Genomic DNA, 23,607 nt, shown 5'->3' on the forward strand with positions numbered 1-23,607 from the left:
TAAAAAAGGCATACCCAGGTATGCCATTTTCTGCATTATTCGATGATGTTCACGCGTTCGCGTAACTCTTTACCTGGCTTGAAATGCGGGACATATTTCCCGGTCAGTTCAACCTTGTCCCCAGTCTTGGGGTTGCGACCCACGCGGGGCGCACGATAGTGCAGCGAGAAACTTCCAAATCCTCGGATTTCAATCCGGTCGCCGTTTTGCAAGGTCGATGCCATCTGCTCAAGGATCTCCTTGATGGCGGCTTCGACATCTTTGGCCGGCATATGCATGCGGCTGGCAGCCAATTGTTCGATGAGATCTGATTTGGTCATAAGGTTAAATCTCCTTCCCCGATCACATGCAATTTTCATTATGCCAAGATAAAAAAGGGCGGCGTGAAGCCGCCCTTTTCTTGCATCAAGGATTACTCACCCTTGGCGGCTTTGAACGCTTCCATCATGGCATTGCTGAACACAACTTCTTCTTGTTGGTTCAGGCTGTCGATGGCAACACGCTCGTCAGCCTCGTCCTTGGCACGGACAGACAGGCTTACGGTACGGTTCTTGCGATCAACACCCATGAATTTGGCTTCAACTTCGTCACCAACAGACAGCACCAGAGTGGCGTCTTCTACACGGTCACGAGCAGCGTCGGAGGCACGCAGGTAGCCTTCCACGCCGTCAGCCAGTTCGATCACGGCACCCTTGGCATCAACCTCGGTAACCTTACCCTTCACGATAGCACCTTTCTTGTTATCAGACAGGTACTTGTTGAACGGGTCTTCTTCGATCTGCTTGACGCCCAGGGAGATGCGCTCGCGCTCCGGGTCCACTTGCAGAACAACGGCTTCGATTTCGTCGCCCTTCTTGAATTCACGTACTGCTTCTTCGCCCTGGTTGTTCCAGGAGATGTCAGACAGGTGAACCAGGCCGTCGATGCCGCCGTCCAGACCGATGAAGATACCGAAGTCAGTGATGGATTTGATCTTGCCAGAAACACGGTCGCCCTTGGCGTGAGTTTCGGCAAACAGCTGCCACGGGTTGGATTTGCACTGCTTCAGACCCAGGGAGATACGACGACGCTCTTCGTCGATGTCCAGAACCATCACGTCAACCACGTCGCCAACGTTGACAACCTTGGACGGGTGGATGTTCTTGTTGGTCCAATCCATCTCGGATACGTGTACCAGGCCTTCAACGCCTTCTTCGATTTCAACGAAGCAGCCGTAGTCGGTCAAGTTGGTCACGCGGCCAGACAGACGGGTGGTCTCCGGGTAACGCTTGGCGATAGCAACCCAGGGATCTTCGCCCAGCTGCTTCAGACCCAGGGATACACGGGTACGCTCGCGGTCGAACTTCAGAACCTTGACTGCGATCTCGTCGCCAACGTTGACGATTTCGGAAGGATGCTTAACGCGCTTCCACGCCATGTCGGTGATGTGCAGCAGGCCGTCAACGCCGCCCAGATCTACGAATGCACCGTAGTCGGTCAGGTTCTTGACGATACCCTTAACTTCTTGACCTTCTTGCAGGTTGGCCAGCAGGCTTTCGCGCTCGGAGGTGTTCTCGGTTTCGATCACGGCACGACGGGAAACAACAACGTTGTTGCGCTTCTGGTCCAGCTTGATGACTTTGAACTCGAGTTCTTTGTTTTCCAGGTGAGCGGTGTCACGGATCGGACGCACGTCAACCAGAGAACCCGGCAGGAAGGCACGGATGCCGTTCAGCTCAACGGTGAAACCACCCTTGACCTTGCCGTTGATGATACCGATAACGGTAGCTTGCTCTTCGTATGCCTTCTCAAGCTGCAGCCAGGCTTCGTGGCGCTTGGCTTTTTCGCGGGACAGCTTGGTTTCGCCGAAACCATCTTCGATAGAGTCCAGAGCCACGTCAACGGTGTCGCCTACGTTGATTTCCAGCTCGCCCAGGGCGTTCTTGAACTCTTCAGCAGGAATGGCAGACTCAGATTTCAGACCGGCGTCAACCAGTACAAAACCGTTCTCGATAGCAACGACGGTGCCCTTGACGATGGAACCTTGACGGGTTTCAACGGCGTTCAGGGACTCTTCAAAGAGTTGAGCAAAAGATTCGATCATTGTTTGTGTCACAAATGAAACATCCACTCGCAATCCAGCACAAGCGGGGTTGTTTTAAATTATCTGCGCCATCCATGGTGCAGACGACTGACATCAGCTGGTGCTGACATCACCAAGTTGTTGCTCCGCATAGGCGAGTACCGTTGCCAGTACGTCATCTATGGTCATAGACGTTGAGTCTACTACAAGCGCATCTTCCGCGGGTTTCAGGGGGGCGACGGCGCGATTTCTGTCGCGATCGTCACGTTCCCGAATCTCGGTTAAAAGACGCTCAAAGTTAACATCAAAGCCCTTATCTTGCAACTGCTTATAGCGGCGCTGTGCCCGCTCCTCGGCGCTGGCATCGAGGAAAATCTTCACCTCGGCCTCGGGGAAAACCACAGTCCCCATGTCACGGCCATCGGCAATGAGGCCAGGCAACTGACGGAAGGCACGCTGGCGGCGCAGCAGCGCCTCGCGCACGCGGGGGAAGACGGCGACCTTGCTGGCGGCATCGCTCACTTCCTGGGAGCGGATGGTACGGGAAACATCCTCCCCTTCCAGCACCACCTTGACCTGTCCGCCGTCGACCTGGAACTGCACGTCCAGATTGGCGGCCAAGGGAACCAGCGCGGCTTCGGCATCGAGCTCCACATCGTGGTGCAAGGCCGCCAGCGCCAGTACACGGTAGATGGCACCGGAGTCGAGCAGGTGCCAACCCAGTTTCTCTGCCAACAGCTGGCACAGGGTGCCTTTACCGGCACCACTCGGGCCATCAATTGTCATCACGGGGGCCATCTGAGGCATAATCTTTCTCCTGCGCACTCGGCATGTTGACTGGTTGCCCGCATCCCTGGCGGGAGGGGGTAATGGGCGCCGATTATACCCGAATGCACCGGCACTGGCAGTTGTCGAGGCGCACAATTGCGCAAAAGTCGTCGCGATTGCGCCTATTATGACCAGTCGAGTGGATCATTCCTGAATACAAGCTTTTGTTCTTATGGTTGTTAGGGATGAGGCACGTTAAACTAGCCGCCTTTTTCAAGCAGCTGTAGTCAGGAGCAACCCTATGAGCAGCATTACTCTCGTAGCCAAATCCAAGTTGCCGACCCCTTGGGGTATCTTCACGCTGGTAGGCTTTCAGGAAACCGGCACAGGCAAGGATCACGCCGCGCTGGTGATGGGCGATATCGCGGACGGTGAGCCCGTGCTGGGCAGAATTCATTCCGAGTGTCTGACCGGGGACGCCCTGTTCAGCCTGCGCTGCGACTGCGGCTTCCAGCTGCAGGCCGCCATGGAGAAGATCGCCAAGGCCGGTCGCGGCGTCTTGCTGTATGTCCGTCAGGAAGGCCGTGGTATCGGTCTGCTCAACAAGATCCGCGCCTATCATCTGCAGGATCAGGGCGCCGACACCGTCGAGGCCAACGTGGCGCTTGGTTTTGCCGCCGACATGCGCGATTACACCATCTGTGCCGATATGCTGAAGGCCTTGGAGGTCAAGAGCCTGCGCCTGATGACCAACAACCCGCGCAAGCTGAAGGCGATGGAATCCTTTGGCATTCCGGTGGCCGAGCGCGTCCCCCTGCAGGAGGGTCGCAATCCCCACAATGAGTTCTATCTCTCCACCAAGGCCAACAAGCTGGATCACCTGTTCAAAAAGTGATGGCTCGCAGCCTGGCACCGGCATGAAAAACGCCTCCATCGGGAGGCGTTTTTGTTGGCGATCTTGCTGCCCTATCTGTTGTCCCCCAAGTTGTTGTCCCTCAGGGCACTGTCCGGGGTTGGCTCTGGCTTGGCCTGTGCCAACAGGAAATCCCGCAGCGCCCGATTGGCCATGGAGAGGGGATCCCCCCGCCGCCAGGCTACGCATAGATCGAGGAAGATGGGCGGAGCAAAAGGGATCCCGCTGAGAGTTGTCTCCTCCTCCAGCGCCATGCGCAGGAAGGTGGTCACGGCGAACCCTTGTCTCACCACCGCCTTGAGCAGGGGGATGAGGTTGCTCTCGAAGCCGATGTTGGGTTCTATTCCCAAGCCCTGTGCCAGCGCCTCCATGTGCTCTCTGTGGTAGAAGCCCCGCCGGAACATGGCGAGCTCCTGGTTGAAGAACTGGGGCAGTGAGACAGCGCTGGCCCCCCGTAGAGGATGCTCCTCCCCCACCACCATCAGCATCTCTTCCCGCAGCAACTGGGCCCCCTCGAGCGCCGGCGGCAAGTCGCTGGTAATGAGGATGGCGAGATCCAGGCTGCCGTCTACCATGCGACTCAATAGCTCGCGGGTGCCCGCCTCCTCCACCCGGATCTTCAAACCAGGATAGCGATGCTTGAAGGCCATCAGGATCGGCGGGAAGTAATAGGAGCCCATCATGTAGGGGATGCCGATGTGCACCTCCCCACGCTCCAATCCCTTGAGCTCGGCCATCTCCGCCTGTGCCTGGTGCATCTGCAGCAGCAGCCGCTCGGCATGACGGCAGAGCACCTCTCCCTCCGGGGTGAGTCGCACGCTGCGATCCTGCCTGTCGAACAGGCGCAGATCGAGTTGTTGCTCCAGCTTGGCGATGGCCATGCTGACGGCCGGTTGCGCCACGTGCAGGCCCTGGGCGGCTTTGGTAAAGGAGCCTGCGTCTCGCACCGCCAGCAGGTAACCGAGCTGTTTCAGATCCATATCAATTCCATTTATAAGACTGATAACTTAAATATATTATATTTATATAAGGCGACCCACTACTCTGCACAAAAGTCGTCGGGACAACTCCATATGATCGAAGTCGGCAGTCGCGAATGGATACGCGCCACCCTGGCCCTCAGCCTGGGATCCTTCCTGGTATTTCTCAATCTCTATCAGACCCACCCCCTGCTGCCCCTGCTGGCGGAGGTGTTCTCCGTCAGCTCCCTGTCGGCGGGATGGACCCTGGCGGGCTGCACCGCAGGGCTCGCGGGATCCCTGCTCATCTGCGCCCGTATGGCGGACAGGTTCGGGCGACGGCGGATCATGCTGCGGACCTTGACCTGCGCCATCCTGCTCTCCCTGTGCATTCCCTGGGTGACCCGCTTCGATCTGCTGGTGTGCCTGCGCGTACTGCAAGGGGCGCTCCTGGCCGGGCTGCCTGCCACCGCCATCGCCTACATGGGAGAAGAGTTCAGCAAGCGCGCCCTGCTCTCGGCGGTGGGGGTCTATATCGCCGCCAACTCCCTCGGCGGCATCGCCGGCCGTGTGGTCGGTGGCTTGCTGGCAGGCTGGTTCGGCGACTGGCAACATACCTTCCTCGGTATCGGACTCATCAGTCTCGCCCTGCTGCCGCTGGTCATCTGGCTGCTGCCGGCCCAGACCCGCTTCGTGGCCGTGGAGGCCGCCCCCGGACAGCTGCGCCGCGCCATCCAGAGCCACCTCGGCAATCCCTTGCTACTGGGGGCCTATCTCATCGGCGGGCTCAACTTCATGGTCTTCCTGAACCAGTACAGCTACCTCACCTTCCTGCTGGCCAAGGCCCCCTTCTCCCTGCCGACCCAGTGGCTCGGCATGCTGTTTCTGACCTACCTCACCGGCACCCTCGCCTCCTCCCTGAGCGGTCGTTGTGCCCATCGCTTTGGGGCGCAGCGCCTGCTGCTGGTGGGGATTGCCCTGATGGCGCTCGGCAGCCTCGCCCTGTTGCAGGGGACCCTTGCCGCCATCATAGGGGGTCTGCTGGTCTCGAGTTTCGGCTTCTTCCTCGCCCACGCCTGCGCCAGCGCCTGGGTCGGTCAGCACGTGGAGCACAACAGGGCATTGGCCTCATCGCTCTATCTGGTGGGGTATTACCTGGGGGCCAGTCTGGGGGGGCTTTACTTGCATCCCTTCTGGGAGCGGGGGGGGCTCTGGGGATTGGTGCTCGGCATCGAGCTGGTCTTGTGCGTCACCGCCGCCTTGAGCCTCTGGCTTGGTCATCTCAAGGGGCGTGTGGCGCCGCCCCTCTCCTGTCACGCCTCGTCACGCCAGTGACGGGGCTCGCAACTCACAGGCCGTCGTAATAGTCCGCCGGCACCGGCACCACGGCGCCTGTGTGCAGCTCCTCGTCGATCACCTCGCTCAAGGGGCGTAGATGGAACTTGATTTGCCCCGACGGCAACATCAGTCCCACATCAGGGTTGCGCCCGTCGCCCATGTTGGCCGTCTTGAACGCAAGCCCGGGATGGGCGGCCACCAGCACTGGCAGTGAGGGCACCACCAGCTCTATGTGCTCCAGCCCCGCCTGATGGGCGCGGCCCGCCTTGGGGGCGGCCAGCTCGATGCAAGGGACCGTGATCTGCTGCCAGCAGACGGGTTGATGCAGACGATAGGTGGCGATGGGGCGGCCCCCTATCATTCCCTCCACCAGCAGCACCCCATGGCGCGCCAGCGTCTCTTTCAGGACGAGGTATTCCGGCAGGGCGGCGGCGCGGTAGCAGAGATGATCCACCTGGGGGGCCTCGCACTCCCCCATGAGGGCGTGCATTTCAGTGAGCAGTTGGCAAACGAATGGGGCCATGGGCCCCAGCGTGGTATCCAGTGGATGAGACATGATCACCATTTCTTCTTGGGTTGGAACAGGACATCGAGCTCGTCCGCTTCTTTGTCCTTGATGTTTTGCAGCTCCTTCTCGCTGTGCTGCTGCAGATGCTCTTCCAATTGGCGCATCCCTTGGCGCATGTCCTCTTCCCGCGCCAGCAGGTAGGGATCCTTGTCGGAGACATTGGCCAGGGCGCCTAGCCCCTTGGTATAGAGCTGACGACAGGTGCCGTACTGCCCCTGGATCTGAGCATCCATGGCCCGCTTGATCAGGTTGGCGATGTTGATCTTGAGCTGCATCAGCTCGAGGCGGCGATCCTCCTGGGCGAACCCCTGGGGATCTATCTTGCCCTTGTTGTGCTCGACCCGCAGCACGGCCCGCATCTTCTTGGCCAGTTGCAACATCTGGATCGCCTGACGGTCGGACTCCGGGGTCTTGAAGTGCCCCTCGTCCTGACTGCTGTAGTTCTCCTGCACGTTCTTGATCTGGGTCTGGACGTCGATGATGCGCTGCTTGACCTGGGGGTTCGGCATGACCTGCACTATGGCGCGGTAGGCATCCAGGATCCGGTGTTGCAGCAGCAGCACCATGTTCTTGGAGAAGGGCACCAGGTTGACGTTCAACAGCACCTCTTCGGTCTCGTCCGCCACCGCCTTGTGACGGGCGATGGCCTGGCGCTTGTCGGCTTCCGCCTTCTGTTTGTATTGCTGCACCACGTTATAGGCGATGACCAGAAACAGGAGTGCGCCAATCGACAGCAATATCAAGGTTAAAATCATAGGGTATTCACACTCCTGTCCCAATCCAATTGCGTGATCCTACAACAGCTTACCCGCATAGGGTAGCGCCCAGATCGCACCTTGCCTCACAACAACGCAAGGGAGTCGCGGCGATGGCGATGCCCGGGGCCTCATGCTCCATATCGCCCGCCGCTTCCATTACTTGAGGCAAAACCCCTTCGACTGGAGGAAGCCCAGCATGAAGGGGCGCGCCTCCTTGCCGAGGATGGCCTTGATCTGTCCGCTCCAGGTCTGCACCTTGTTGTTGCTGCTGCGGGCCAGGTAGTAGTCGTGGATTTGGCTGTCGTATTGCGCCAGCAGAGCGCGATCGAGCGTCTCTGGATAGCGGTTCTCGTGCACCACCAGCGCGCGGGGCAGCCGCGGCTTCTGCTCCGGCTGCTGGGCGGGATGACCCAGGCAGAGGCCGAACAGCGGGATCACCTGATGGGGCAGCCCCAGCAACTCGCTCACCGCCGCCGGGTTGTTGCGAATGCCGCCGATGTAGACGCCGCCCAGGCCCAGGGACTGGGCCGCCAGCAGGGCATTCTGGGCCATCAGGGCCCCGTCGATGGCACCGATCATGAGCTGCTCCACGAAGCCGGTCTGGGCCTCCGGCACTATCTGGCTGTGGCGCTGATAGTCGGCGCAAAACAGCAGGAACTCCGCCGCCTCGGCCACGTAGGCCTGGTGCCCGGCCAGCTCGGCCAGGGTGGCGCGCAGCCCCTTGTCCGTCACCCGGATAATGCTGTTTGCCTGCAGGAAGCTGGAGCTGGAGGCGCTCTGGGCGGCGTTCAGTATCTGATCGAGTTGCGAGGCGCTGATGGGCTCAGGGGTGAACTGACGAATGGAGCGATGGGAAAGCATGAGATCTATGGTCGGGTTCATGGTGCCTCCAAAATGAAGGTCACACTGTACCCAAAAAAAGCGAGGGGCCCAAGGCCCCTCGTCACCCTCAGGGGGCAGGATAGACATAGGGGGCCTGCAGCCCGAGCGGGAAGCCCAGAGCCCAGTAGAGCAGCAGGAAGCAGGTCCAGCTCACCAGGAAGGCCAGTGAGTAGGGCAGCATCATGGAGACCAGGGTGCCGATGCCGGTGCTCTTCACATACTGCTGGCAATAGACCACCACCAGGGGGAAGAAGACCATCAGCGGGGTGATGATGTTGGAGGCGGAATCCCCTACCCGATAGGCGGCCTGGGTCAGCTCAGGGGAGATCCCCACCGCCATCAGCATGGGCACCAGAATGGGGCTGATGAGTGCCCACTTGGCCGAGGCCGACCCCACCACCAGGTTGACGCTGGCGGTGAGCAGTATCATGCCGACTATGGTCACCTCCCCCGGCAGCGCCAGGGCGTGAAGCACCTCGGCGCCGGAGAGGGCCAGCAGGGTCCCCAGGTTGGAATCACCGAACGCCTTGATGAAGAGGGCGCAGAAGAAGGCCATCACCATGTAGGAGCCCATCTTGTTCATGGTGGCCGACATGGCATCGATCACATCCTTGCCGCTCTTGAAGCTCCCCGCCACGAAGCCGTAGACGATGCCGGGCAGGATGAAGAGCAGGAAGATGAGGGGCACGATGGACTTCATCACGGGCGCCGCGAAGGTGGTGAGCGATCCATCCGGTGCCCGCATCGGCGAGTCGTCCGGAGACAGGGCCAGCCCCAGCAGCACCACGGCCGCCAGCATGGCAAACCCGGCCCAGTTGAAGGCCCGGCTCTCCTGCGCGCTGTAGCGCCCCATCTCGTCGGCACTCTCCAGATCCTCGTTGAGGGGCACCTGCTTGAGGCGCGGCTCCACTATCTTCTCGGTGACAAACCAGCCTACGCAGATGATCAGCAGGGAGGAGGCACCGGTGAAGATGATGTTGCACAGGGTGTTGACCATGTAGTCAGGGTCGAGCAGCTGGGCCGCCGACTGGGTAAACCCCTGCAGCAGAGCATCCCCGCCGGAGGGCAGGAAGTTGGCGGCGAAGCCGCCGGAGACCCCGGCAAAGGCCGCAGCTATGCCCGCCAGCGGGTGACGGCCCGCCGCATGGAAGATAATGCCGCCGATGGGGATCACCAGCACATAGCCCGCATCTGCCGCCGTATGGCTGACAATGGCCACCAGGATCAGCATGGGGGTCAGGAAGCGCGCCGGGGTGACCTTGAGCAACTTCTTCAGGCCGGTGTTGATGAAGCCGGACTGCTCGGCCACTCCAACCCCCAGCATGGCCACCAGCACGATGCCAAGGGGTGCAAAGCCGGTGAAGGTGGTGACCATGCTGGCGAGAAACTCGGCCAGCCCTGCCCCGGTCAACAGGTTGTTGACCACCACGGCCTCCCCGGTGCGGGGGTTGACCAGATCGAAGGAGAACTGGGAGCCTATCCAGGAGCCGACCCAGACGATCAGCAAGGCATAGAGGAACAACATGGCGGGATCCGGCAACTTGTTGCCCGCCTTCTCGACCCCGTTGAGGAAGCGGTTCAACCAGCCATTGGTAGGGGCCGGACGCTCGTTCACTGCGGCTTGACTCATTATGGTGATACTCCATTACCAAGGAATGAGCGCGCATATTAGCGATAACGTCTAATGAATCCCATGATATGAGACAAAAATTCGATTAATTATGTTTAATTTGGCATGTCGCGCTCCTGAAATGAGACATGCCGCACACTTATCGGCAAGGATCTCAACGACTTGCCAGCGGATAGTGGCCAAGCTTGCAGCGGATCCCGAAACCTGCCGCCGCCACCTCCTCAGGGGTCATGGGCGTGCTGAACAGGAATCCCTGGAAGACGTGACAGCCCTGGGCCCGCAGGGCCGCCAGCTCGTGCTCGTCCTCCACCCCTTCCGCCAGGATCCCGAGCCCCAGGCTGGTGGCCATGGCCACGGTGGCCCGGATCACCGGCAGGTTCAGCCCGACCACGAAGGAGCGATCCAGCTTGATGGTGTCGATGGGCAGACGGTTGAGGTAGGCGAGCGACGAGTAGCCGGTGCCGAAGTCGTCGATGGCGATCTTGATCCCCTGCTCGCTCAGGGCGTCGAGGATCTCGATGCAGCCCTTCATGTCCAGCATCAGCACGGTTTCGGTCAGCTCCAGCGTCAGCAGGCCCGCCTCGACATTGGACTCCCTGAGCTGCTGCGCCACCTGCCCCGGCAGGGAGGCGGAGAGCTGGAAGCCGGAGAGGTTGACCGAGACCGGCACCCGCACCTGCCATTGGCGCTGCCACTCCCCCATCTGGGCCAAGGCGGTGGCGAGCACCCAGCTCCCTATTTCACGAATAAGCCCCATCTCTTCGGCCAGCGGGATGAACTCCGCCGGCGAGACGTGCCCGAGCACGGGGTTGTACCAGCGCAGCAGGGCCTCCAGACCGATGAGCTTCCCCTGGGCCACGTCCACCTGAGGTTGATAGCGCAGGCTCAGCTCCCCCCTACCGACGGCCTTGGCCAGAAACTGCTTCAGGGTCAGTTTGCGGTGCAGGCTCTGCTGCATGCTGGGGGTGAAGCGCTGCCAGCGCAGGCGCCCCATCTGCTTGGCCTGGTACATGGCCATGTCGGCGCGGGTGATGAGGTTGTCGCCATCATCGGCGTCGTCCGGGTAGATGGCGATGCCGATACTGCCGCCTATGGTGACCTCGGGCACTCCGCTCAGTTGCAGCGGCTTGCTCATTTGGGAGAGCATGAGATCCGCCACTTCCTGCGCTCGCTCGCTCGCCTGGTTGAGAGGCACCAGGGCGGTGAACTCGTCTCCACCGAGCCGCGCCAGCTCCACGTCCCGCGGGCAGATCTGCTTGAGCCGACCGGCCACCCGTTCCAACAGGCGATCCCCCGCCTTGTGGCCATAGTTGTCATTGACCAGCTTGAAGTTGTCGAGATCCATGAACACCAGGGCGAAGCGCCCCCCTAGGCCACAGTAGGCCTCGAGGGACTTCATCAGGCCGTAGCGATTGAGCAGGCCGGTGAGGGAGTCGTGCCAGGCAAGGTGACGGTGTTCGAGTTCCTCGAGCTTGCGATCCGTGATGTCCCGCATGGTCAGCAGGATCCGGGCCCCCTGCTGGATGTGGCGGAACTGATACTGGAACCAGCGCATTCCCTTCTGGGTCCGGCACTCCCCCTCGGCCACCACCTCCCCCACCCGGGAGAGCCGGGTGTAGAAAGCCTCATCGCAGCCGGAGAAAACCTGGGTCAACCGGCTGATGCCGGTGCCGAAGCACATGTCGAAATGGTGGTTGCCGCTCTCGAGGCACCCCTCATTGTCGAACAGACAGGCCAGGGTGTCACCGGTAGCGAGGGATGATTCCTGATAGAGGGTATCGGCATCGATGACCGCCTCCGTCATCATCATCTGCCGTCCGGCGAGCTGGATGCCGGAGAGGCGCAGATAGACCTGTTTCTTGACCCCCTTCGGGGAGAGGGTCCACCACTCGTTGTAACTGCGATCCTGTTGAAAATCACCGAGATAACGCTGCAACAGCAGATCGATGGCAGCGGCCATGTCGGCCGAAAAATCGCGGGATTGCAGCTCGGACAGGGAACTCGCCTCCCACAATCCCAGGGCGGAGTCATTGGCCCAGTAAATGTGGTGACGCTGGATGTCATAGACCCAGATGGGCGTATGGAGCACATCCATCGCGGTGAGCAGGCGTTCGTCTAGCGTATTCATGTTGAGTGATGATTCATGCTGAAAGCTCATGGCAGAACCGGCCTGGATCCGCGTTTGGTCAACGCGTCCGTGCTGGTACAAAATCCGTTCCGGCCCATAATCTGGAAACAGGCGAGCGAAAAAGGCCGAAATCATATGAAAACGCTACATGTGATCCCCATGGTCAGGAGAAATGGACTCACACTGATATTGTTGGGCATGGTCATAACCATTACTATGATTTTTATACTTTTTTTCCTTCGCGAACAACTGTTAATGCCCGTCATTTTCCTCCTGTTGGCTGGCCTGATGACAATTCTTGTCGGGGCACTGAAACTGTCTGAGCCTCATTTTAGTCTCTCTCTGTGTCAGGATTGCCTGCAATATCACCATAAGTACGGCGGTTGGATCCTGAAATGGAGAAATATTCAGCGAATTGACCAGCCACGTATCCATTTAGGGTGGGATCTGGTGCCCCTGCCCTACATAGGTTTGAAGATTAAGGATTACGACGATTTCTTGACGCTGATCACACCCAGACTTGCCGTTCGCCTGTTGACCGAGCAGCGCGCCGTGCTGTTGCAGGCAATGAGCAGCGAGCGCCCGGACTGCCTCACCGGAGGCTGCGGCGCCGGCTTGTTGGGAGAGGGGCTGCTGGAGGAGAGCCGCTTTCGCTCCTCCTCGGGCCAGCAATACGAGGGGGTGATCGCCATGCTGGGCAACCGCATGACCCGGCTGCGTGACCTGCTGGGTTATGACCTTCTGGTACCGGACAACAGCCTGGACAGATCCCCTGTCGACTTCGTCCGTTTGCTCAATCAGTACCAACGCGAGTCGAATCTAATCCAGATCAATTAAACGCCGGATTGCGCTTGCCAAGCCTGGCGACTCTTCATAAGGTCACGGGCTTGTTACAAACACCCCCCAAGCCGCTTATGAAGTACATCGAAGAGTTCTATCTGTTCGTCAAGGTGGTGCAAGAGGGCGGTTTCTCCCACGCCGCCGCCGCACTGGGCATGCCGACCGGCACCATCAGTCGACGCATCTCCCAACTGGAAGAACAGCTCGGGTGCGCCTTGCTGCACCGATCCACTCGCAAGCTGCGCCTCACCGACGAAGGGCTGCGCTATTACGAGCGCCTGTGCACGCCGCTGGCCGAAATCGAGCAGGCAACCGGCGAGATCCAGGGTCAGGAGACGGACATCAGCGGCCTCATCCGCCTCGCCGCGCCCATCGCCCTCTCCAACACCATCCTGGTCGACATGCTGGCCGACTTCGGTCTGCGCTATCCCGGGGTGCAGTTCGACATCAGCCAGACCAATGACCATGCCCCTCTCTGTGATCAGGACAGGGATCTGGTGTTCTTCAACGGCGAGCTCTCCCAGACCCTGCCCAATGCCCTCTGCCTCGGCCACATCGAGTACGGCCTGTTTGCCTCCCCTCTTTATCTGGAGAAGATGGGCATCCCCTCCCATCCGGCGCAACTGGAAGAGCACGATCTCATCTATTGCTGGCCCCACCAGCACTGGCAGCTGAGCGGGCGGGATCAGCAGACGGTGCAGATCAAGCGGACACCGCGCCTGAGCGTCAACCAGACCCAGGCCGCCGTGCGGGCCGCCCGGCGCCACCTCGGCATCGTCAATGCCCCTCTGCACTATGTGCACCCCTTCCTGCAAGACGAGCAACTGGTCGCCGTGCTGCCGGACTGGCAGTCGGGCAAACGCCCCTTCTACATGCTCCATTGCCAGCCCCGGTTCACGCCGTTGCGTGTTAAGATGTTTGCCGATTTCGTCGAGAAATATTCCGTACGCTATCGCCATCATCAACGGGACGATCAATTTTTGCCGGCCATGCCGCTGCCCGTTACATCTGACGGTTGATCGCCCACACTTAGCGCAATCCTCGTTGCACAGGTCGGCTAACACTATGAATGTATTGATATGTGATGACTCGGGGTTCGCTCGCAAGCAGTTGATGCGCGCCCTGCCTGCCGGCTGGAATGTCACCCTGCACCAGGCCGCTGACGGCCTGGAAGGGGTCGAGCAGATCCTGATGGGCCACGGCGATCTGATCTTTCTCGATCTGACTATGCCGGAAATGGACGGCTATGGCGTGCTGGAGACCCTCAAGCGCGAGGGGCTGCGCAGCAAGGTGATCGTGGTCTCCGGCGACATCCAGCCGGAAGCCCATGCCCGCGTCATGGCGCTCGGGGCCCTCGATTTCATCAAGAAACCGGCGTCTCCAGAAACCCTGCTTGCCCTGCTCCAGCGGCACGGCTTGTGGCAACCGGCACCGCACGCGGCCACCTCCCCTGCCCTTGCCGAACGACAGCTCATCGAGTCCCCCGTCCTGCTCACCCCCGAGCTGCGGGATGTCTATCAGGAGCTCGCCAACGTCGCCATGGGCCAGGGAGCCAATCTGCTGGCCCGCCTGCTGGACGCCTTCGTGCTGCTGCCCATTCCGAACGTCAACGTGCTGGAGGTCTCCGAGCTGCACATGGCCCTCTCGGCCGCCGCGGAGTCGGACACCCTCTCCGCCGTCTGCCAGGGTTTCATCGGGGCCGGTATCGCCGGCGAGGCGCTGCTGCTGTTTCACGATGCCAGCTTCCAGGATCTGGCACGCCTGATGAACCATCAGGGGGTGCTGGATCACAACGCCGAGCTGGAGCTGTTGATGGATACCGCCAACGTCTTGATCGGGGCCTTCCTGCGCGGCTACGCCAACCAGCTCGACACCCCCTTCAGCCAGGGCCACCCCGTGGTGCTCGGTCAGCACAGGCCCATTAGAGATCTCATTCGCACCAACCAGAGCCGCTGGCGCCGCACCCTGGCCATCGAGATCAACTACCGGGTGCAGGGTTATGCGGTGCAGTGTGACCTGCTGCTGCTGTTCACCGAGGACTCCATCGCCACCATGAACAACAAGATCATGCATATGCTCTAGCGGTGTGACCCCATCGCCAGCATCAATAACCAGATCATGCATATGCGCTAGCGGTGTGATCCCATCGCCAGCATCAACAACACAGACTCAGGCACCAGGAGTGACCATGGAAATCCGGGAATTTCATTGGCTGATGAACATAGTCCAGAACCTGGACGTGGGGCTGGTCGTGCTCGACAAGGGCTACCGGGTACAGGTATGGAACGGCTTCATGGAGAGCCATAGCGGCCGACTGGCCGGCGAGGTGCGCGATCAGGTGCTGTTCGACCTCTTCCCCGACGTGGACCGCGCCTGGCTGGAGCGCAAGGCAAACATGGTGTTCAAGCTCAACAACCGCGCCTTCAGCACCTGGGAGCAGCGCCCCTATCTGCTGCGCTTCTCCAACTATCGCCCCATTACAGGCTCGGCCCCCCACATGTACCAGAACCTGACCCTGGTGCCCCTTGCCGATTTTGGCGGCGAGGTCACCCATCTGGCCATCATGATCTACGACGCCACCGACGAGGCCATGCTGATCACGGGCCAGCGCCAGGGGTGAGCCCTCGGCACAGAGACACAAGAAGGGCGCCATCAGGCGCCCTTCTTTTCATGCTGCCGATCACCCTCAGCCGTTCAGGAACTCGGTGAAGGCATCGATCACCTCGTCGATGTCGTCATCGGTGATCTGCAGATGGGTCACCAGCCTCAGCTCCCCATAGCCGGAGAAGAGGATGCCGCGCTCCTTCATGAAGCCGAGCAAGGTGGCGGGATCCCCCTGGGTCAGGCGCAGGAACACCATGTTGGTCTGCACCTCTTCCATATTGAGCGCGACGCCTGGCAAGGAAGCCAGCCCCTCTGCCAGACGCCGAGCGCGGCGATGATCGTCCGCCAGCCGGGTGACGTGCTGATCCAGGGCAAAAAGTGCGGCCTGGGCCAGGATCCCAGCCTGGCGCATGCCACCCCCCAGCATCTTGCGCAGCCGTCTGGCCCGCGCGATGAAGCCATGGGAACCCACCAGCAGTGAACCGACCGGCGCACCCAGCCCCTTGGAGAGGCAGACGGAGATGCTGTCGAAAGGATCCGCTATGGCCGCGACCGGCTCGCCGCTCGCCACCACCGCATTGAACAGACGGGCGCCGTCCAGGTGCAGCAGCAAGCCGTGCTCATCCACAAAATCGCGCATCTCGCGCAGGTAGGGCAGCGGCAGCCCCTTGCCATTGTGGGTGTTCTCAAGGCACACCAGCCGGGTCTGGACGAAGTGGGCGTCATCGGGGGCGATGGCGGCCCGCACATCCTTGAGCGCCAGGGTACCGTCGGCCTGCATGGGAACAGACTGCAGGGCCACAGAGCCCAGCACGGCGGATCCTTGCGCCTCGTAGCGATAGATGTGAGAGGCCGAGCCCAGCACGGCCCCTTCTCCACGCTGGCAGTGGCTCATCATCGCCAGCAGGTTGGACATGGTGCCGGATGGCACGAACAGAGCCGCCTCCTTGCCCAGCAGCTCGGCACCCCGTCGCTCCAGGGCATTGATGCTGGGATCTTCCCCGTAGACATCATCGCCCACCTCGGCGTGCAGCATGCTCTGGCGCATGGCCTCCGTGGGCTGGGTCACGGTATCACTTCGTAAATCGATATAGCGCATGTCATCCTCCTGATGCAGGAGGATGACATTAACCAGCCGGGACTGTGCTGGCAAGGGATGGGGGGTGGGAATGTGAGCCCTGCGGCTCACCAGGGCAGCGGCTGGCCGCGCAAGTCCACGAAGCGGCCAGAGTGCGCCTGGTTCAGCGAGGCCAGGAGATCCAGCAACAACGGTGCCACCAGGGCGGGATCCTGCAACAAGGCCGGGTCAATCTCCTGTCGGAAGGGTTGCTGCATGGGAGTGTCCATGAGTCCAGGATGAACCGTGATGACCCCGGCACCGGGGAATCGCTCGGCCCACTCGGCGGCCAGGATCCGGGATCCCATGTTGAGGGCTGCCTTGCTCATCCGATAGCTGTAACGGCGAGCAGGCTCCCTATGAGCCTCTCCCAGGCTACCCGCCAGATCGGAGAGGGTACAAAGCCACAGCCGACTCTCGAACGTCATCAGCCGGCTCAGGCTAGCGCCAAGAGCCAGGTGGGGCCAGGCATTGGCCTGCAGGCTTTCGCCAAGCCACTGGGGGGTTACCTCCTCCACTCGTCGCTCCGGCATGTGGCTGAGATCGTGCAGCAGACCTATGGTGTTGATCACCACATTCGGCAGGGTGGCGGTGTCATAGAGGGTGAACAGGGCGTCGAAGGAGAGCGGGTCCACCTCCTGCAACGGGAAATAGCAGGCCGGATCCAGCCCTTTGGGCAGTTGTCTGCCCGCCAGCAACCACTCTTCGCCACGGCTGGCGAGCTCATGGGCCAGGGCCCCTCCCAATCCACCACTGCCCAGGATCAGATAACTCATCTGTGTGTCCTTGGTTTTGTCCTTTGCTTAGAGGGTATCAGAAGAATGGCAGGCTGCCGCTGGCCTGCGGCCTCAGGCCTCTGCCAGGTGACGTCCGAACTCCCTCGCACGCGCCAGATCCAGAAAACCGTCCGCCTGCTTGTGGCTGCGCAAAAACTGATAGTAGGCGAGCAGGGTCACCAGATGCTGCTCGTCCGGCAGCGGCTGGCCGGGGAGCGTCTCCTGCACCAGCGCCCCCGCCGCCGCCAGCGCGTCCCTGTCCACCACCTCGGCCTGGCGGTAGAGATAGCCGCAGCCGGTGGCGAGCCATTCCAGGGAGCAGTTGGCCCCCATGGCGATCTGGTTCGCCTTGCCAAGGCCGGGCTCGGCCCCTTTCAGATACTTGCGGATCAGAGCCTCACTCAGCCCCACTTTGCGGGCAAAGGCGCTGACGCTGCCCTCCCCGATCAGGCTCTGCAGCCTGGCGGCAAATCCTTCCATCACACTCTCTCCTCTCACTGGCATGCTGGCCACGGTCAGTGGGGTGGTCAGAACCATAGTTCGAATTCGCAAAGGGGGTATTATTGCCTTGTCCGCCAGAAGAGACCAAGATGCTGGCAGCATTCATTCTGCCTTTATTTATCCATCTATTTATCCATAGAGGAGTCACCATGTCCGTATCCCGTCTTGCCCTGCACCATCAAGGCCCCACCTTCTCCCGCCTCATCATGGGCTACTGGCGCCTGATGGAGTGGCAACTCTCCCCGGCCGCCCTGCTGGATCTGATGAAATACCACGTGGATCTCGGGGTCACCACCATAGATCACGCCGATATCTACGGCGGTTACCAGTGCGAGGAGGCCTTCGGCCAGGCCCTGCGTCTGGAGCCCTCCCTGCGCAGCCGGATGGAGATTGTCAGCAAGTGCGGCATCGCCCTCACCGCCAAGCCGGAACACGCCCTCAATCACTACAACACCAGCAAGGGCCACATCGTCGCCAGCGCCGAGGCCTCCTTGCAAAAGCTCGGCACCGATCACCTGGATCTGCTGCTGATCCACCGCCCCGACCCTCTGATGAATGCCGACGAGGTGGCCGAGGCCTTCATCAGCCTCAAGCAGGCGGGCAAGATCAAGCACGCCGGCGTCTCCAACTTCACTCCCCACCAGTTCGCGCTGCTGCAATCCCGCCTGCCCTTCCCGCTGGTCACCAACCAGCTGGAGATCTCGCCGCTGCACCAGGAAGGGACGCTGGATGGCGCCCTGGATCAGTGTCAGCAACTGGGCATCAAGCCCATGGCCTGGTCCTGCCTCGGTGGCGGACGGTTGTTCAACGATCCCGCCTATGCCCCGCTGCGGGCCGAGCTCGAACTGATCCGCCAGGAGCTGGGGGCCCAGACCATGGAACAGGTGGTCTACGCCTGGGTGATGATGCTGCCGAGCCAGCCGCTGCCGCTCATCGGCTCGGGCAAGCGGGAGCGGATCGCCGCCGCCGTGGCGGCCGAATCCATCCAGCTCAGCCGCCAGCAGTGGTTCCGCATCCGCAAGGCCGCCCTGGGTTACGATGTGCCCTGATCCCGCCTGCCCCTGATCGCGAGGCAAACAAAAACGGCATGGAGAGATCCATGCCGTTTTTCGTTATCGAGACGATTCAACGATGGCGCTGAGGGCGGCCACGAGGTGCATCTGTCTTCGGTTTGGCCTGGTTGACCGTAATGGTACGACCACCTATTTCGGTGCCATGCAACTCGGCAATGGCCTTCTCGGCATCCCCGTTGACAGGCATTTCAATGAAGCCAAACCCCTTGGACTGACCGGTATCGCGATCGATGATGATATCGACCTTGTCTACCTGCCCAAATTGGCTGAACACGTTTGTCAGTTCGTCGGCCGTCATCCGGTACGACAGATTACCTACGTAAATCTTCATGCCATCTACTCTCGATTCAAGGTGCCTTATCTATGCATCCACCGACCTGGAGTAAGGGCACAACCCCCCTGCCGGACCAGCCATGGCATCATGCCGTGGCACTCCCTGCTTCACAGCCCAAGTCGTTGATCTCTTGGACTATCGGAGCAGGAAAGATCAATTCGAATCAGAGGGAGTATCTGAGCTTTACGGTGAATTGTCGAGAAAATAGTCAAGCCGGCTGCAGCGCGGCCAACAGCTTGTTCAGGGCCTGGCGGCTGTGCCAGGCCCGTTTAAAACCGAAGCGATAGACCCCGGGGGCCACCTCATGGGTGCCTTCCCGGGTCAGGCCCAGCAAGCCGGCGGCGTCGGCCAGGGTCTCTTCATCCAGCCCGAGATCCAGGCTGAAGTCGAGCCACTGACCATCGTGACCCACCTTGCGATCCCTCTCAATGCCCACCAGCGCCGCCTTCGGCAGGGCCAGGGCCCGGTCTTCGCCGCCGTTGAGCAGATAGAGGTGATGATCGTCCCAGGCGAGCTCCGCCAACCGCCAGCGCTGCCAGTTGCGCGGCAACACCATCATCACCAGCACTATGCCGCCAAACACCAGACCGACCCAGGGCAGCAGCCCCATCTCGGGATACCCCAGCAAGAGCGCGGCCACCACAGTCCCCAGGCTCGCCAGCAACAGGCAGATCATGACCCCGTAGAAGCGCCGCGCCGGTGGCATCAGCCAGTTCACGCCCCCCTGCAATGCCAGTTCACTGACTCTCATTTCATCCTCCTCACATGATGGAAACGGCCCTGCCGCATCGGCGTTGGCCCGCATTGTGCGCGAGCCCGCCCATGGGTTGCAACCGGCGCGGCGGCACGGATGACGGCCAGCCACAACTCTTGGTATGCTTGGGGCTGTCTGAGCCCGCCATCTTCAGGAGTCCCATGCTTGCCACTGCCCTGCTGCTCACCACCAGCGCCCTCTATGCAGAAGCCATCGGCGGCTACGCGGCCGGTTGTCTGAAAAATGCCGTGGCCCTGCCGCTGACAGGGCCCGGCTATCAGGTGATCCGCAGCAAGCGGCTGCGCTATTACGGTCACCCCGATCTCATTCACTACCTGCAGGGCCTGGCCAACCAGACCAGGCTGGCCGGCATGCCGGATCTCTATATCGCCGATCTTGCCATGGCCCGGGGCGGCCCCTTCACCTCTGGCCATCGCAGCCACCAGACCGGCCTCGATGCCGACATCTGGTTCCGGATGGCCGACAGGCCCATCAGCCAGTGGGAGCAGGATGCCCCCAAGGAGTGGGCGCTGATCGACGAGCCCAGCTACCGTATGCTGCCCGGCCGTTTCGGCCCCCAGCAGCTCACCCTGCTGCGCCTCGCCGCCGACAAGCCCGAGGTGGCGCGCATCTTCGTCAACCCTGTCATCAAGGCCGAGGTGTGCAAACGGGCGGCCGATGAACCCTGGGTCGCCAAGCTGCGCCCCTGGGTCGGCCACTTCAGCCACTTCCACGTCAGGTTGCGCTGCCCGGTGAACAGCCCGGATTGCCAGCCCCAGGCGCCCATCCCGCCCGGCAACGGTTGCGATGCCGAACTGGCCTCCTGGCTCAAGGACAAACCCCAGTTGCCCAAGGTCTCCATGAGCTATCGAGCCCCCGCCCTACCGAGGCGTTGTGAGGGCTGACCACAAGCTGCTATGGTGAGCCGATATCCGTCAGAAATTTCAATGGAGAACAACAAGATGGCCACATCACTCTGGCGCAAAACCACGCAGAGCCTGTTGACCCTGACCCTGCTGCTCGGCCTGACCGGCTGCGGCATGAACAACATCCCGACCCTGGATGAGCAGGTCAAGGCGAGTTGGGGCCAGGTCGAGAACCAGTATCAGCGCCGCGCCGATCTCATTCCCAACCTGGTGGCGACCGTCAAGGGCTACGCCAGCCATGAGCAGGAGACCCTCAAGGCTGTCACCGATGCCCGCGCCCGGGTCGGCAGCCTGCAGGTGAGCGATCCCGCCCAGCTCAAGGCCTTTGAAGCGGCCCAGGATCAGCTCTCCAGCGCCCTCTCCCGCCTGATGGTGGTGGTCGAACGCTACCCGGATCTGAAAGCGGATCAGCAGTTCCTGACCCTGCAGGCACAGCTGGAAGGCACCGAGAATCGCATCGCGGTGGCGCGACGCGACTACATAGAGGCTGTGCGCCAGTTCAATACCGAGATCCGCACCTTCCCCGGGGTCATCTGGTCCAAACTGCTCTACTCGGATCTGGAAGCCAAACCCACGTTCAGCGCCAAACCCGGTGCCGATGAGGCGCCCAAGGTCAGCTTCCAATGACGATGATGTTGCGCGCGCTGCTCCCCTTGCTGCTGCTCTGGACGACAGCGCTGCAAGCCGCCCCCGCCTTTCCGCCGTTAAGTGGGCGTGTGGTGGATGAGGCGGCCTTGATGTCTCGCAAACAGGCCCACCAGCTGACCCAGCAACTGGCCGCCTTCGAGAAGCGCAGCGGCATCCAGCTGGTGGTGGTTTCTATAGACACCCTGGATGGCAACACCATCGAGGAGTACGGCTATCAGCTCGGTCGCCACTGGGGCATAGGCCAGAAGGGGAAGAACAACGGCGTGCTGCTGCTGATCGCCCAGGATGAGCGCAAGGTGCGCATCGAAGTGGGTTATGCCCTGGAAGGGGCCCTGCCCGATGCCATCGCCGCCAACATCATCCAGACCCGGATCCTGCCCGCCTTCAAGCGCGGCGACATGGTGGCCGGCGTGGTCGCCGGCAGTCAGGGCATCATGCAGGCCCTGGCCGGTGAATACCAACCGGTAGACAACGCCAGCAAGGAGGAGAAGCAAGGCGGCCCCTGGCTCTTCATCCTGGTAGTGATAGTGATGATCGTGCTGCATAACCTGCGGGGAGGCGGTGGCGGCGGTGGTCGCGGCCGGCGCAACGCCGCCTATCTGGTCGGCGGTTTCGGTGCCGGACGCACCGGCGGCGGTTTTGGGGGCGGCGGTGGTTTCAGTGGCGGCGGTGGCAGTTTTGGTGGCGGCGGTGCTTCCGGCGGTTGGTAATCAGGGAACAAGAGACTACAAGATGATTTCGAAACAGTTCTATCACACCTTGCAGGCCAGGGTACGGCAGGCCGAGCAGGCCACGGACGCCGAACTGGTCACCGTGCTGGCCCCCGCCAGCGATGGCTATCGTTACATCCCGACCCTCTGGGCTGCGCTGCTGGCCATGCTCACCCCCTTGCTGGTATTCCAGCTCGGCTTCTGGCTCGGCTGGTACGAGATCCTGCTGGTGCAGTGGTCGGTCTGGTTGCTGCTGAGCCTGCTGTTCCACTGGACCCCCATCAAGATGCGGCTGATCCCGAAAAAAGTGCGTCAACACAGGGCGGCACTGATGGCCCGCCTGCAATTTGTCGAGCAGGGGCTGCACCGCACCCGCGACCGGCTCGGGGTGCTGATCTTCGTCTCGGTGGCGGAGCACTATGTGGAGATCCTGGTGGATGACGGCATCGCCCAGCACATAGACAACGCGCAGTGGCAACAGATCATCGACGACTTCGTGGTGCGGGTACGCAACAAGGAGGTGGAACAAGGCTTCCTCGAGTGCGTGGATCGCACCAGCGCCATCCTGACCGATGCGTTTCCGGCCACCCGGGATCAAAACGAGTTGCCCGACAGCCTGATCATTTTGGACAAACCTTGATCGGGCTTAAAAAACCGGCATTCTGTTCAAGGGATAGGCATTCGATAAAGATTCTGAAAAATAAGGGGAAAAGTGTTTGACCCCGAGTCAGCTTTCCCCTAAATTACGCCCCGTTCCAGCGCAACAACGCAGCGAACTATGTGGTGATTGAACACGTTAAGCAGCAATCGAAAATTTGGTGAGGTGTCCGAGTGGCTGAAGGAGCACGCCTGGAAAGTGTGTATACGGCAACGTATCGAGGGTTCGAATCCCTCCCTCACCGCCAAATTATAAAAAACCGACCTCAGGGTCGGTTTTTTGCATCTGGGCTACCGTGTTCCCTGATGCGCATAGAGGGAGGGTGAGAACCCTCGCCGGGTTCGAGCAGAGCGGCTTACCGCGATGAACGGCCAGAGGCCGCCCCGAAGGGGTGAGCCACGCAGTGGCAAATCATCCCTTCCTCACCGCTACGCAGAGCCGACCTCCACTACCACGCCTCGCTCGTCACTCCTTTTCATCACCAAGCTGTCGGCGCAATCTCTCTCCACTTCATCAAAGCCCCACACTGCCCGGTTGCTGCCATGTTGGCGCCCGCCAGCCCTCATGATCCCGCGACTCGGGCCGACACAGGAAGGTGGAGCCATGTCGGTATCCTCTCGGATATTGCTCACCGATTGTATTTCGTTTTGAAAAACTGAT

General features: G+C 61.1%; 25 protein-coding genes, 1 tRNA gene and 1 other RNA gene. 13 read left to right on the forward strand and 14 right to left on the reverse strand.

Annotation, left to right across the window (positions count from 1 at the left end; genetic code table 11):
• Nucleotides 1-35: 35 nt before the first annotated feature.
• From ihfB to cmk, 3 genes are all read right to left on the reverse strand, one after another.
• On the reverse strand, nt 36-320 hold the full coding sequence (gene ihfB / locus KW824_RS12100; protein ID WP_005299934.1) for an integration host factor subunit beta: 285 nt from the start codon (nt 318-320) through the stop codon (nt 36-38).
• Between the two features lie 92 nt (nt 321-412).
• Nucleotides 413-2,083, reverse strand: a complete 1,671-nt coding sequence (gene rpsA / locus KW824_RS12105) for a 30S ribosomal protein S1 (RefSeq protein ID WP_005327816.1) — start codon at nt 2,081-2,083, stop codon at nt 413-415.
• Nucleotides 2,084-2,176: 93 nt separating this feature from the next.
• Complete coding sequence (gene cmk, locus KW824_RS12110) at nt 2,177-2,869, reverse strand: (d)CMP kinase (RefSeq protein ID WP_042649706.1); 693 nt, start codon at nt 2,867-2,869, stop codon at nt 2,177-2,179.
• Nucleotides 2,870-3,131: 262 nt separating this feature from the next.
• Between cmk and ribA the strand changes: the two genes are divergently transcribed.
• Complete coding sequence (gene ribA, locus KW824_RS12115; protein WP_005327814.1) at nt 3,132-3,725, forward strand: GTP cyclohydrolase II; 594 nt, start codon at nt 3,132-3,134, stop codon at nt 3,723-3,725.
• Nucleotides 3,726-3,796: 71 nt separating this feature from the next.
• On the opposite strand, the gene KW824_RS12120 is transcribed toward ribA, so the two are convergent.
• Nucleotides 3,797-4,723, reverse strand: coding sequence for a LysR family transcriptional regulator (locus KW824_RS12120; RefSeq protein WP_218409913.1), 927 nt, complete (start codon nt 4,721-4,723; stop codon nt 3,797-3,799).
• A gap of 93 nt (nt 4,724-4,816) precedes the next feature.
• Here KW824_RS12120 and KW824_RS12125 point away from each other — a divergent pair, with 93 nt between their 5' ends.
• A complete protein-coding gene (locus KW824_RS12125; protein WP_218409914.1) occupies nt 4,817-6,037 on the forward strand; it encodes an MFS transporter in 1,221 nt (406 codons plus the stop codon).
• 13 nt (nt 6,038-6,050) lie between these two features.
• Here KW824_RS12125 and KW824_RS12130 read toward each other — a convergent pair whose 3' ends face one another.
• The 5 genes from KW824_RS12130 to KW824_RS12150 all read right to left on the reverse strand — a co-directional run bounded on the left by KW824_RS12130 (nt 6,051) and on the right by KW824_RS12150 (nt 11,973).
• Complete coding sequence (locus KW824_RS12130) at nt 6,051-6,605, reverse strand: VOC family protein (RefSeq protein ID WP_218409915.1); 555 nt, start codon at nt 6,603-6,605, stop codon at nt 6,051-6,053.
• Nucleotides 6,599-7,363: a hypothetical protein gene (locus KW824_RS12135; protein WP_042650272.1), complete on the reverse strand. Its 765-nt coding sequence runs from the start codon at nt 7,361-7,363 to the stop codon at nt 6,599-6,601. Before KW824_RS12135 ends, KW824_RS12130 begins: the two co-directional genes overlap by 7 nt.
• Nucleotides 7,364-7,522: 159 nt before the next feature.
• Nucleotides 7,523-8,248, reverse strand: coding sequence for an oxygen-insensitive NADPH nitroreductase (gene nfsA / locus KW824_RS12140; RefSeq protein WP_218409916.1), 726 nt, complete (start codon nt 8,246-8,248; stop codon nt 7,523-7,525).
• A gap of 67 nt (nt 8,249-8,315) precedes the next feature.
• The gene (locus tag KW824_RS12145; RefSeq protein WP_218409917.1) at nt 8,316-9,878 is read right to left on the reverse strand and encodes an AbgT family transporter; all 1,563 of its coding nucleotides are present in this window, start codon (nt 9,876-9,878) and stop codon (nt 8,316-8,318) included.
• 154 nt (nt 9,879-10,032) lie between these two features.
• Nucleotides 10,033-11,973, reverse strand: a complete 1,941-nt coding sequence (locus tag KW824_RS12150; protein ID WP_218410002.1) for a bifunctional diguanylate cyclase/phosphodiesterase — start codon at nt 11,971-11,973, stop codon at nt 10,033-10,035.
• 168 nt (nt 11,974-12,141) lie between these two features.
• Here KW824_RS12150 and KW824_RS12155 point away from each other — a divergent pair, with 168 nt between their 5' ends.
• From KW824_RS12155 to KW824_RS12170, 4 genes are all read left to right on the forward strand, one after another.
• Nucleotides 12,142-12,843: a DUF2982 domain-containing protein gene (locus tag KW824_RS12155; protein WP_041206904.1), complete on the forward strand. Its 702-nt coding sequence runs from the start codon at nt 12,142-12,144 to the stop codon at nt 12,841-12,843.
• A gap of 77 nt (nt 12,844-12,920) precedes the next feature.
• A complete protein-coding gene (locus KW824_RS12160) occupies nt 12,921-13,865 on the forward strand; it encodes a LysR family transcriptional regulator (RefSeq protein ID WP_218409918.1) in 945 nt (314 codons plus the stop codon).
• A 46-nt stretch (nt 13,866-13,911) separates the two neighbouring features.
• Nucleotides 13,912-14,928 carry a response regulator gene (locus tag KW824_RS12165; protein ID WP_218409919.1) on the forward strand — a complete coding sequence of 339 codons (1,017 nt, stop codon included), beginning with the start codon at nt 13,912-13,914 and terminating at the stop codon, nt 14,926-14,928.
• A gap of 106 nt (nt 14,929-15,034) precedes the next feature.
• Entirely contained in the window at nt 15,035-15,466 is a 432-nt protein-coding gene (locus KW824_RS12170; protein WP_042650276.1) for a PAS domain-containing protein, read from the forward strand.
• A 66-nt stretch (nt 15,467-15,532) separates the two neighbouring features.
• On the opposite strand, the gene ltaE is transcribed toward KW824_RS12170, so the two are convergent.
• From ltaE to KW824_RS12185, 3 genes are all read right to left on the reverse strand, one after another.
• Complete coding sequence (ltaE, locus tag KW824_RS12175; protein WP_218409920.1) at nt 15,533-16,549, reverse strand: low-specificity L-threonine aldolase; 1,017 nt, start codon at nt 16,547-16,549, stop codon at nt 15,533-15,535.
• Between the two features lie 86 nt (nt 16,550-16,635).
• The gene (locus KW824_RS12180) at nt 16,636-17,343 is read right to left on the reverse strand and encodes a hypothetical protein (protein ID WP_005327776.1); all 708 of its coding nucleotides are present in this window, start codon (nt 17,341-17,343) and stop codon (nt 16,636-16,638) included.
• Between the two features lie 72 nt (nt 17,344-17,415).
• Complete coding sequence (locus KW824_RS12185; RefSeq protein ID WP_111913373.1) at nt 17,416-17,823, reverse strand: XRE family transcriptional regulator; 408 nt, start codon at nt 17,821-17,823, stop codon at nt 17,416-17,418.
• 170 nt (nt 17,824-17,993) lie between these two features.
• On the opposite strand from KW824_RS12185, the gene KW824_RS12190 reads away from it, so the two are divergent.
• Nucleotides 17,994-18,893 carry an aldo/keto reductase family oxidoreductase gene (locus KW824_RS12190; RefSeq protein WP_218409921.1) on the forward strand — a complete coding sequence of 300 codons (900 nt, stop codon included), beginning with the start codon at nt 17,994-17,996 and terminating at the stop codon, nt 18,891-18,893.
• A gap of 76 nt (nt 18,894-18,969) precedes the next feature.
• Here the strand turns inward: KW824_RS12190 and KW824_RS12195 are convergent, their stop codons facing one another.
• On the reverse strand, nt 18,970-19,248 hold the full coding sequence (locus KW824_RS12195; RefSeq protein WP_081805676.1) for an RNA-binding protein: 279 nt from the start codon (nt 19,246-19,248) through the stop codon (nt 18,970-18,972).
• A gap of 211 nt (nt 19,249-19,459) precedes the next feature.
• Nucleotides 19,460-20,002, reverse strand: coding sequence for a hypothetical protein (locus KW824_RS12200; protein ID WP_042650280.1), 543 nt, complete (start codon nt 20,000-20,002; stop codon nt 19,460-19,462).
• A gap of 164 nt (nt 20,003-20,166) precedes the next feature.
• Between KW824_RS12200 and mepA the strand changes: the two genes are divergently transcribed.
• The 6 genes from mepA to KW824_RS12230 all read left to right on the forward strand — a co-directional run bounded on the left by mepA (nt 20,167) and on the right by KW824_RS12230 (nt 23,378).
• The gene (mepA, locus tag KW824_RS12205; protein ID WP_218409922.1) at nt 20,167-20,910 is read left to right on the forward strand and encodes a penicillin-insensitive murein endopeptidase; all 744 of its coding nucleotides are present in this window, start codon (nt 20,167-20,169) and stop codon (nt 20,908-20,910) included.
• Nucleotides 20,911-20,952: 42 nt separating this feature from the next.
• Entirely contained in the window at nt 20,953-21,558 is a 606-nt protein-coding gene (locus tag KW824_RS12210) for a LemA family protein (RefSeq protein ID WP_218409923.1), read from the forward strand.
• Entirely contained in the window at nt 21,555-22,289 is a 735-nt protein-coding gene (locus KW824_RS12215) for a YgcG family protein (RefSeq protein ID WP_218409924.1), read from the forward strand. Before KW824_RS12210 ends, KW824_RS12215 begins: the two co-directional genes overlap by 4 nt.
• A gap of 22 nt (nt 22,290-22,311) precedes the next feature.
• Nucleotides 22,312-22,929, forward strand: a complete 618-nt coding sequence (locus KW824_RS12220; protein ID WP_041205604.1) for a TPM domain-containing protein — start codon at nt 22,312-22,314, stop codon at nt 22,927-22,929.
• Between the two features lie 177 nt (nt 22,930-23,106).
• Nucleotides 23,107-23,194: transfer RNA gene (locus KW824_RS12225), tRNA-Ser, on the forward strand.
• A 55-nt stretch (nt 23,195-23,249) separates the two neighbouring features.
• A non-coding RNA gene (locus KW824_RS12230) (RtT sRNA) lies at nt 23,250-23,378 on the forward strand.
• The last annotated feature ends 229 nt before the right edge of the window (nt 23,379-23,607 follow it).

The sequence above is a fragment of the Aeromonas sp. sif0611 genome (genome assembly GCF_019218845.1).
In the GTDB taxonomy this organism is placed as follows: Bacteria; Pseudomonadota; Gammaproteobacteria; order Enterobacterales; family Aeromonadaceae; genus Aeromonas; species Aeromonas media.

Excerpts from the sequence above, each read along its gene's own strand:
- KW824_RS12125 (WP_218409914.1), top strand. The coding sequence starts at position 4,817 with ATGATCGAAGTCGGCAGTCGCGAATGGATACGCGCCACCCTGGCCCTC.
- mepA (WP_218409922.1), top strand. The coding sequence starts at position 20,167 with ATGCTTGCCACTGCCCTGCTGCTCACCACCAGCGCCCTCTATGCAGAA.
- KW824_RS12185 (WP_111913373.1), bottom strand. The coding sequence starts at position 17,823 with ATGGAAGGATTTGCCGCCAGGCTGCAGAGCCTGATCGGGGAGGGCAGC.
- nfsA (WP_218409916.1), bottom strand. The coding sequence starts at position 8,248 with ATGAACCCGACCATAGATCTCATGCTTTCCCATCGCTCCATTCGTCAG.
- ihfB (WP_005299934.1), bottom strand. The coding sequence starts at position 320 with ATGACCAAATCAGATCTCATCGAACAATTGGCTGCCAGCCGCATGCAT.
- KW824_RS12190 (WP_218409921.1), top strand. The coding sequence starts at position 17,994 with ATGTCCGTATCCCGTCTTGCCCTGCACCATCAAGGCCCCACCTTCTCC.
- KW824_RS12165 (WP_218409919.1), top strand. The coding sequence starts at position 13,912 with ATGAATGTATTGATATGTGATGACTCGGGGTTCGCTCGCAAGCAGTTG.
- KW824_RS12220 (WP_041205604.1), top strand. The coding sequence starts at position 22,312 with ATGATTTCGAAACAGTTCTATCACACCTTGCAGGCCAGGGTACGGCAG.
- KW824_RS12200 (WP_042650280.1), bottom strand. The coding sequence starts at position 20,002 with ATGAGAGTCAGTGAACTGGCATTGCAGGGGGGCGTGAACTGGCTGATG.
- KW824_RS12160 (WP_218409918.1), top strand. The coding sequence starts at position 12,921 with ATGAAGTACATCGAAGAGTTCTATCTGTTCGTCAAGGTGGTGCAAGAG.
- KW824_RS12180 (WP_005327776.1), bottom strand. The coding sequence starts at position 17,343 with ATGAGTTATCTGATCCTGGGCAGTGGTGGATTGGGAGGGGCCCTGGCC.
- KW824_RS12195 (WP_081805676.1), bottom strand. The coding sequence starts at position 19,248 with ATGAAGATTTACGTAGGTAATCTGTCGTACCGGATGACGGCCGACGAA.
- ribA (WP_005327814.1), top strand. The coding sequence starts at position 3,132 with ATGAGCAGCATTACTCTCGTAGCCAAATCCAAGTTGCCGACCCCTTGG.
- KW824_RS12210 (WP_218409923.1), top strand. The coding sequence starts at position 20,953 with ATGGAGAACAACAAGATGGCCACATCACTCTGGCGCAAAACCACGCAG.
- KW824_RS12130 (WP_218409915.1), bottom strand. The coding sequence starts at position 6,605 with ATGGTGATCATGTCTCATCCACTGGATACCACGCTGGGGCCCATGGCC.
- KW824_RS12150 (WP_218410002.1), bottom strand. The coding sequence starts at position 11,973 with ATGGATGTGCTCCATACGCCCATCTGGGTCTATGACATCCAGCGTCAC.
- KW824_RS12170 (WP_042650276.1), top strand. The coding sequence starts at position 15,035 with ATGGAAATCCGGGAATTTCATTGGCTGATGAACATAGTCCAGAACCTG.
- ltaE (WP_218409920.1), bottom strand. The coding sequence starts at position 16,549 with ATGCGCTATATCGATTTACGAAGTGATACCGTGACCCAGCCCACGGAG.
- cmk (WP_042649706.1), bottom strand. The coding sequence starts at position 2,869 with ATGCCTCAGATGGCCCCCGTGATGACAATTGATGGCCCGAGTGGTGCC.
- KW824_RS12215 (WP_218409924.1), top strand. The coding sequence starts at position 21,555 with ATGACGATGATGTTGCGCGCGCTGCTCCCCTTGCTGCTGCTCTGGACG.
- KW824_RS12145 (WP_218409917.1), bottom strand. The coding sequence starts at position 9,878 with ATGAGTCAAGCCGCAGTGAACGAGCGTCCGGCCCCTACCAATGGCTGG.
- rpsA (WP_005327816.1), bottom strand. The coding sequence starts at position 2,083 with ATGATCGAATCTTTTGCTCAACTCTTTGAAGAGTCCCTGAACGCCGTT.
- KW824_RS12135 (WP_042650272.1), bottom strand. The coding sequence starts at position 7,363 with ATGATTTTAACCTTGATATTGCTGTCGATTGGCGCACTCCTGTTTCTG.
- KW824_RS12155 (WP_041206904.1), top strand. The coding sequence starts at position 12,142 with ATGAAAACGCTACATGTGATCCCCATGGTCAGGAGAAATGGACTCACA.
- KW824_RS12120 (WP_218409913.1), bottom strand. The coding sequence starts at position 4,723 with ATGGATCTGAAACAGCTCGGTTACCTGCTGGCGGTGCGAGACGCAGGC.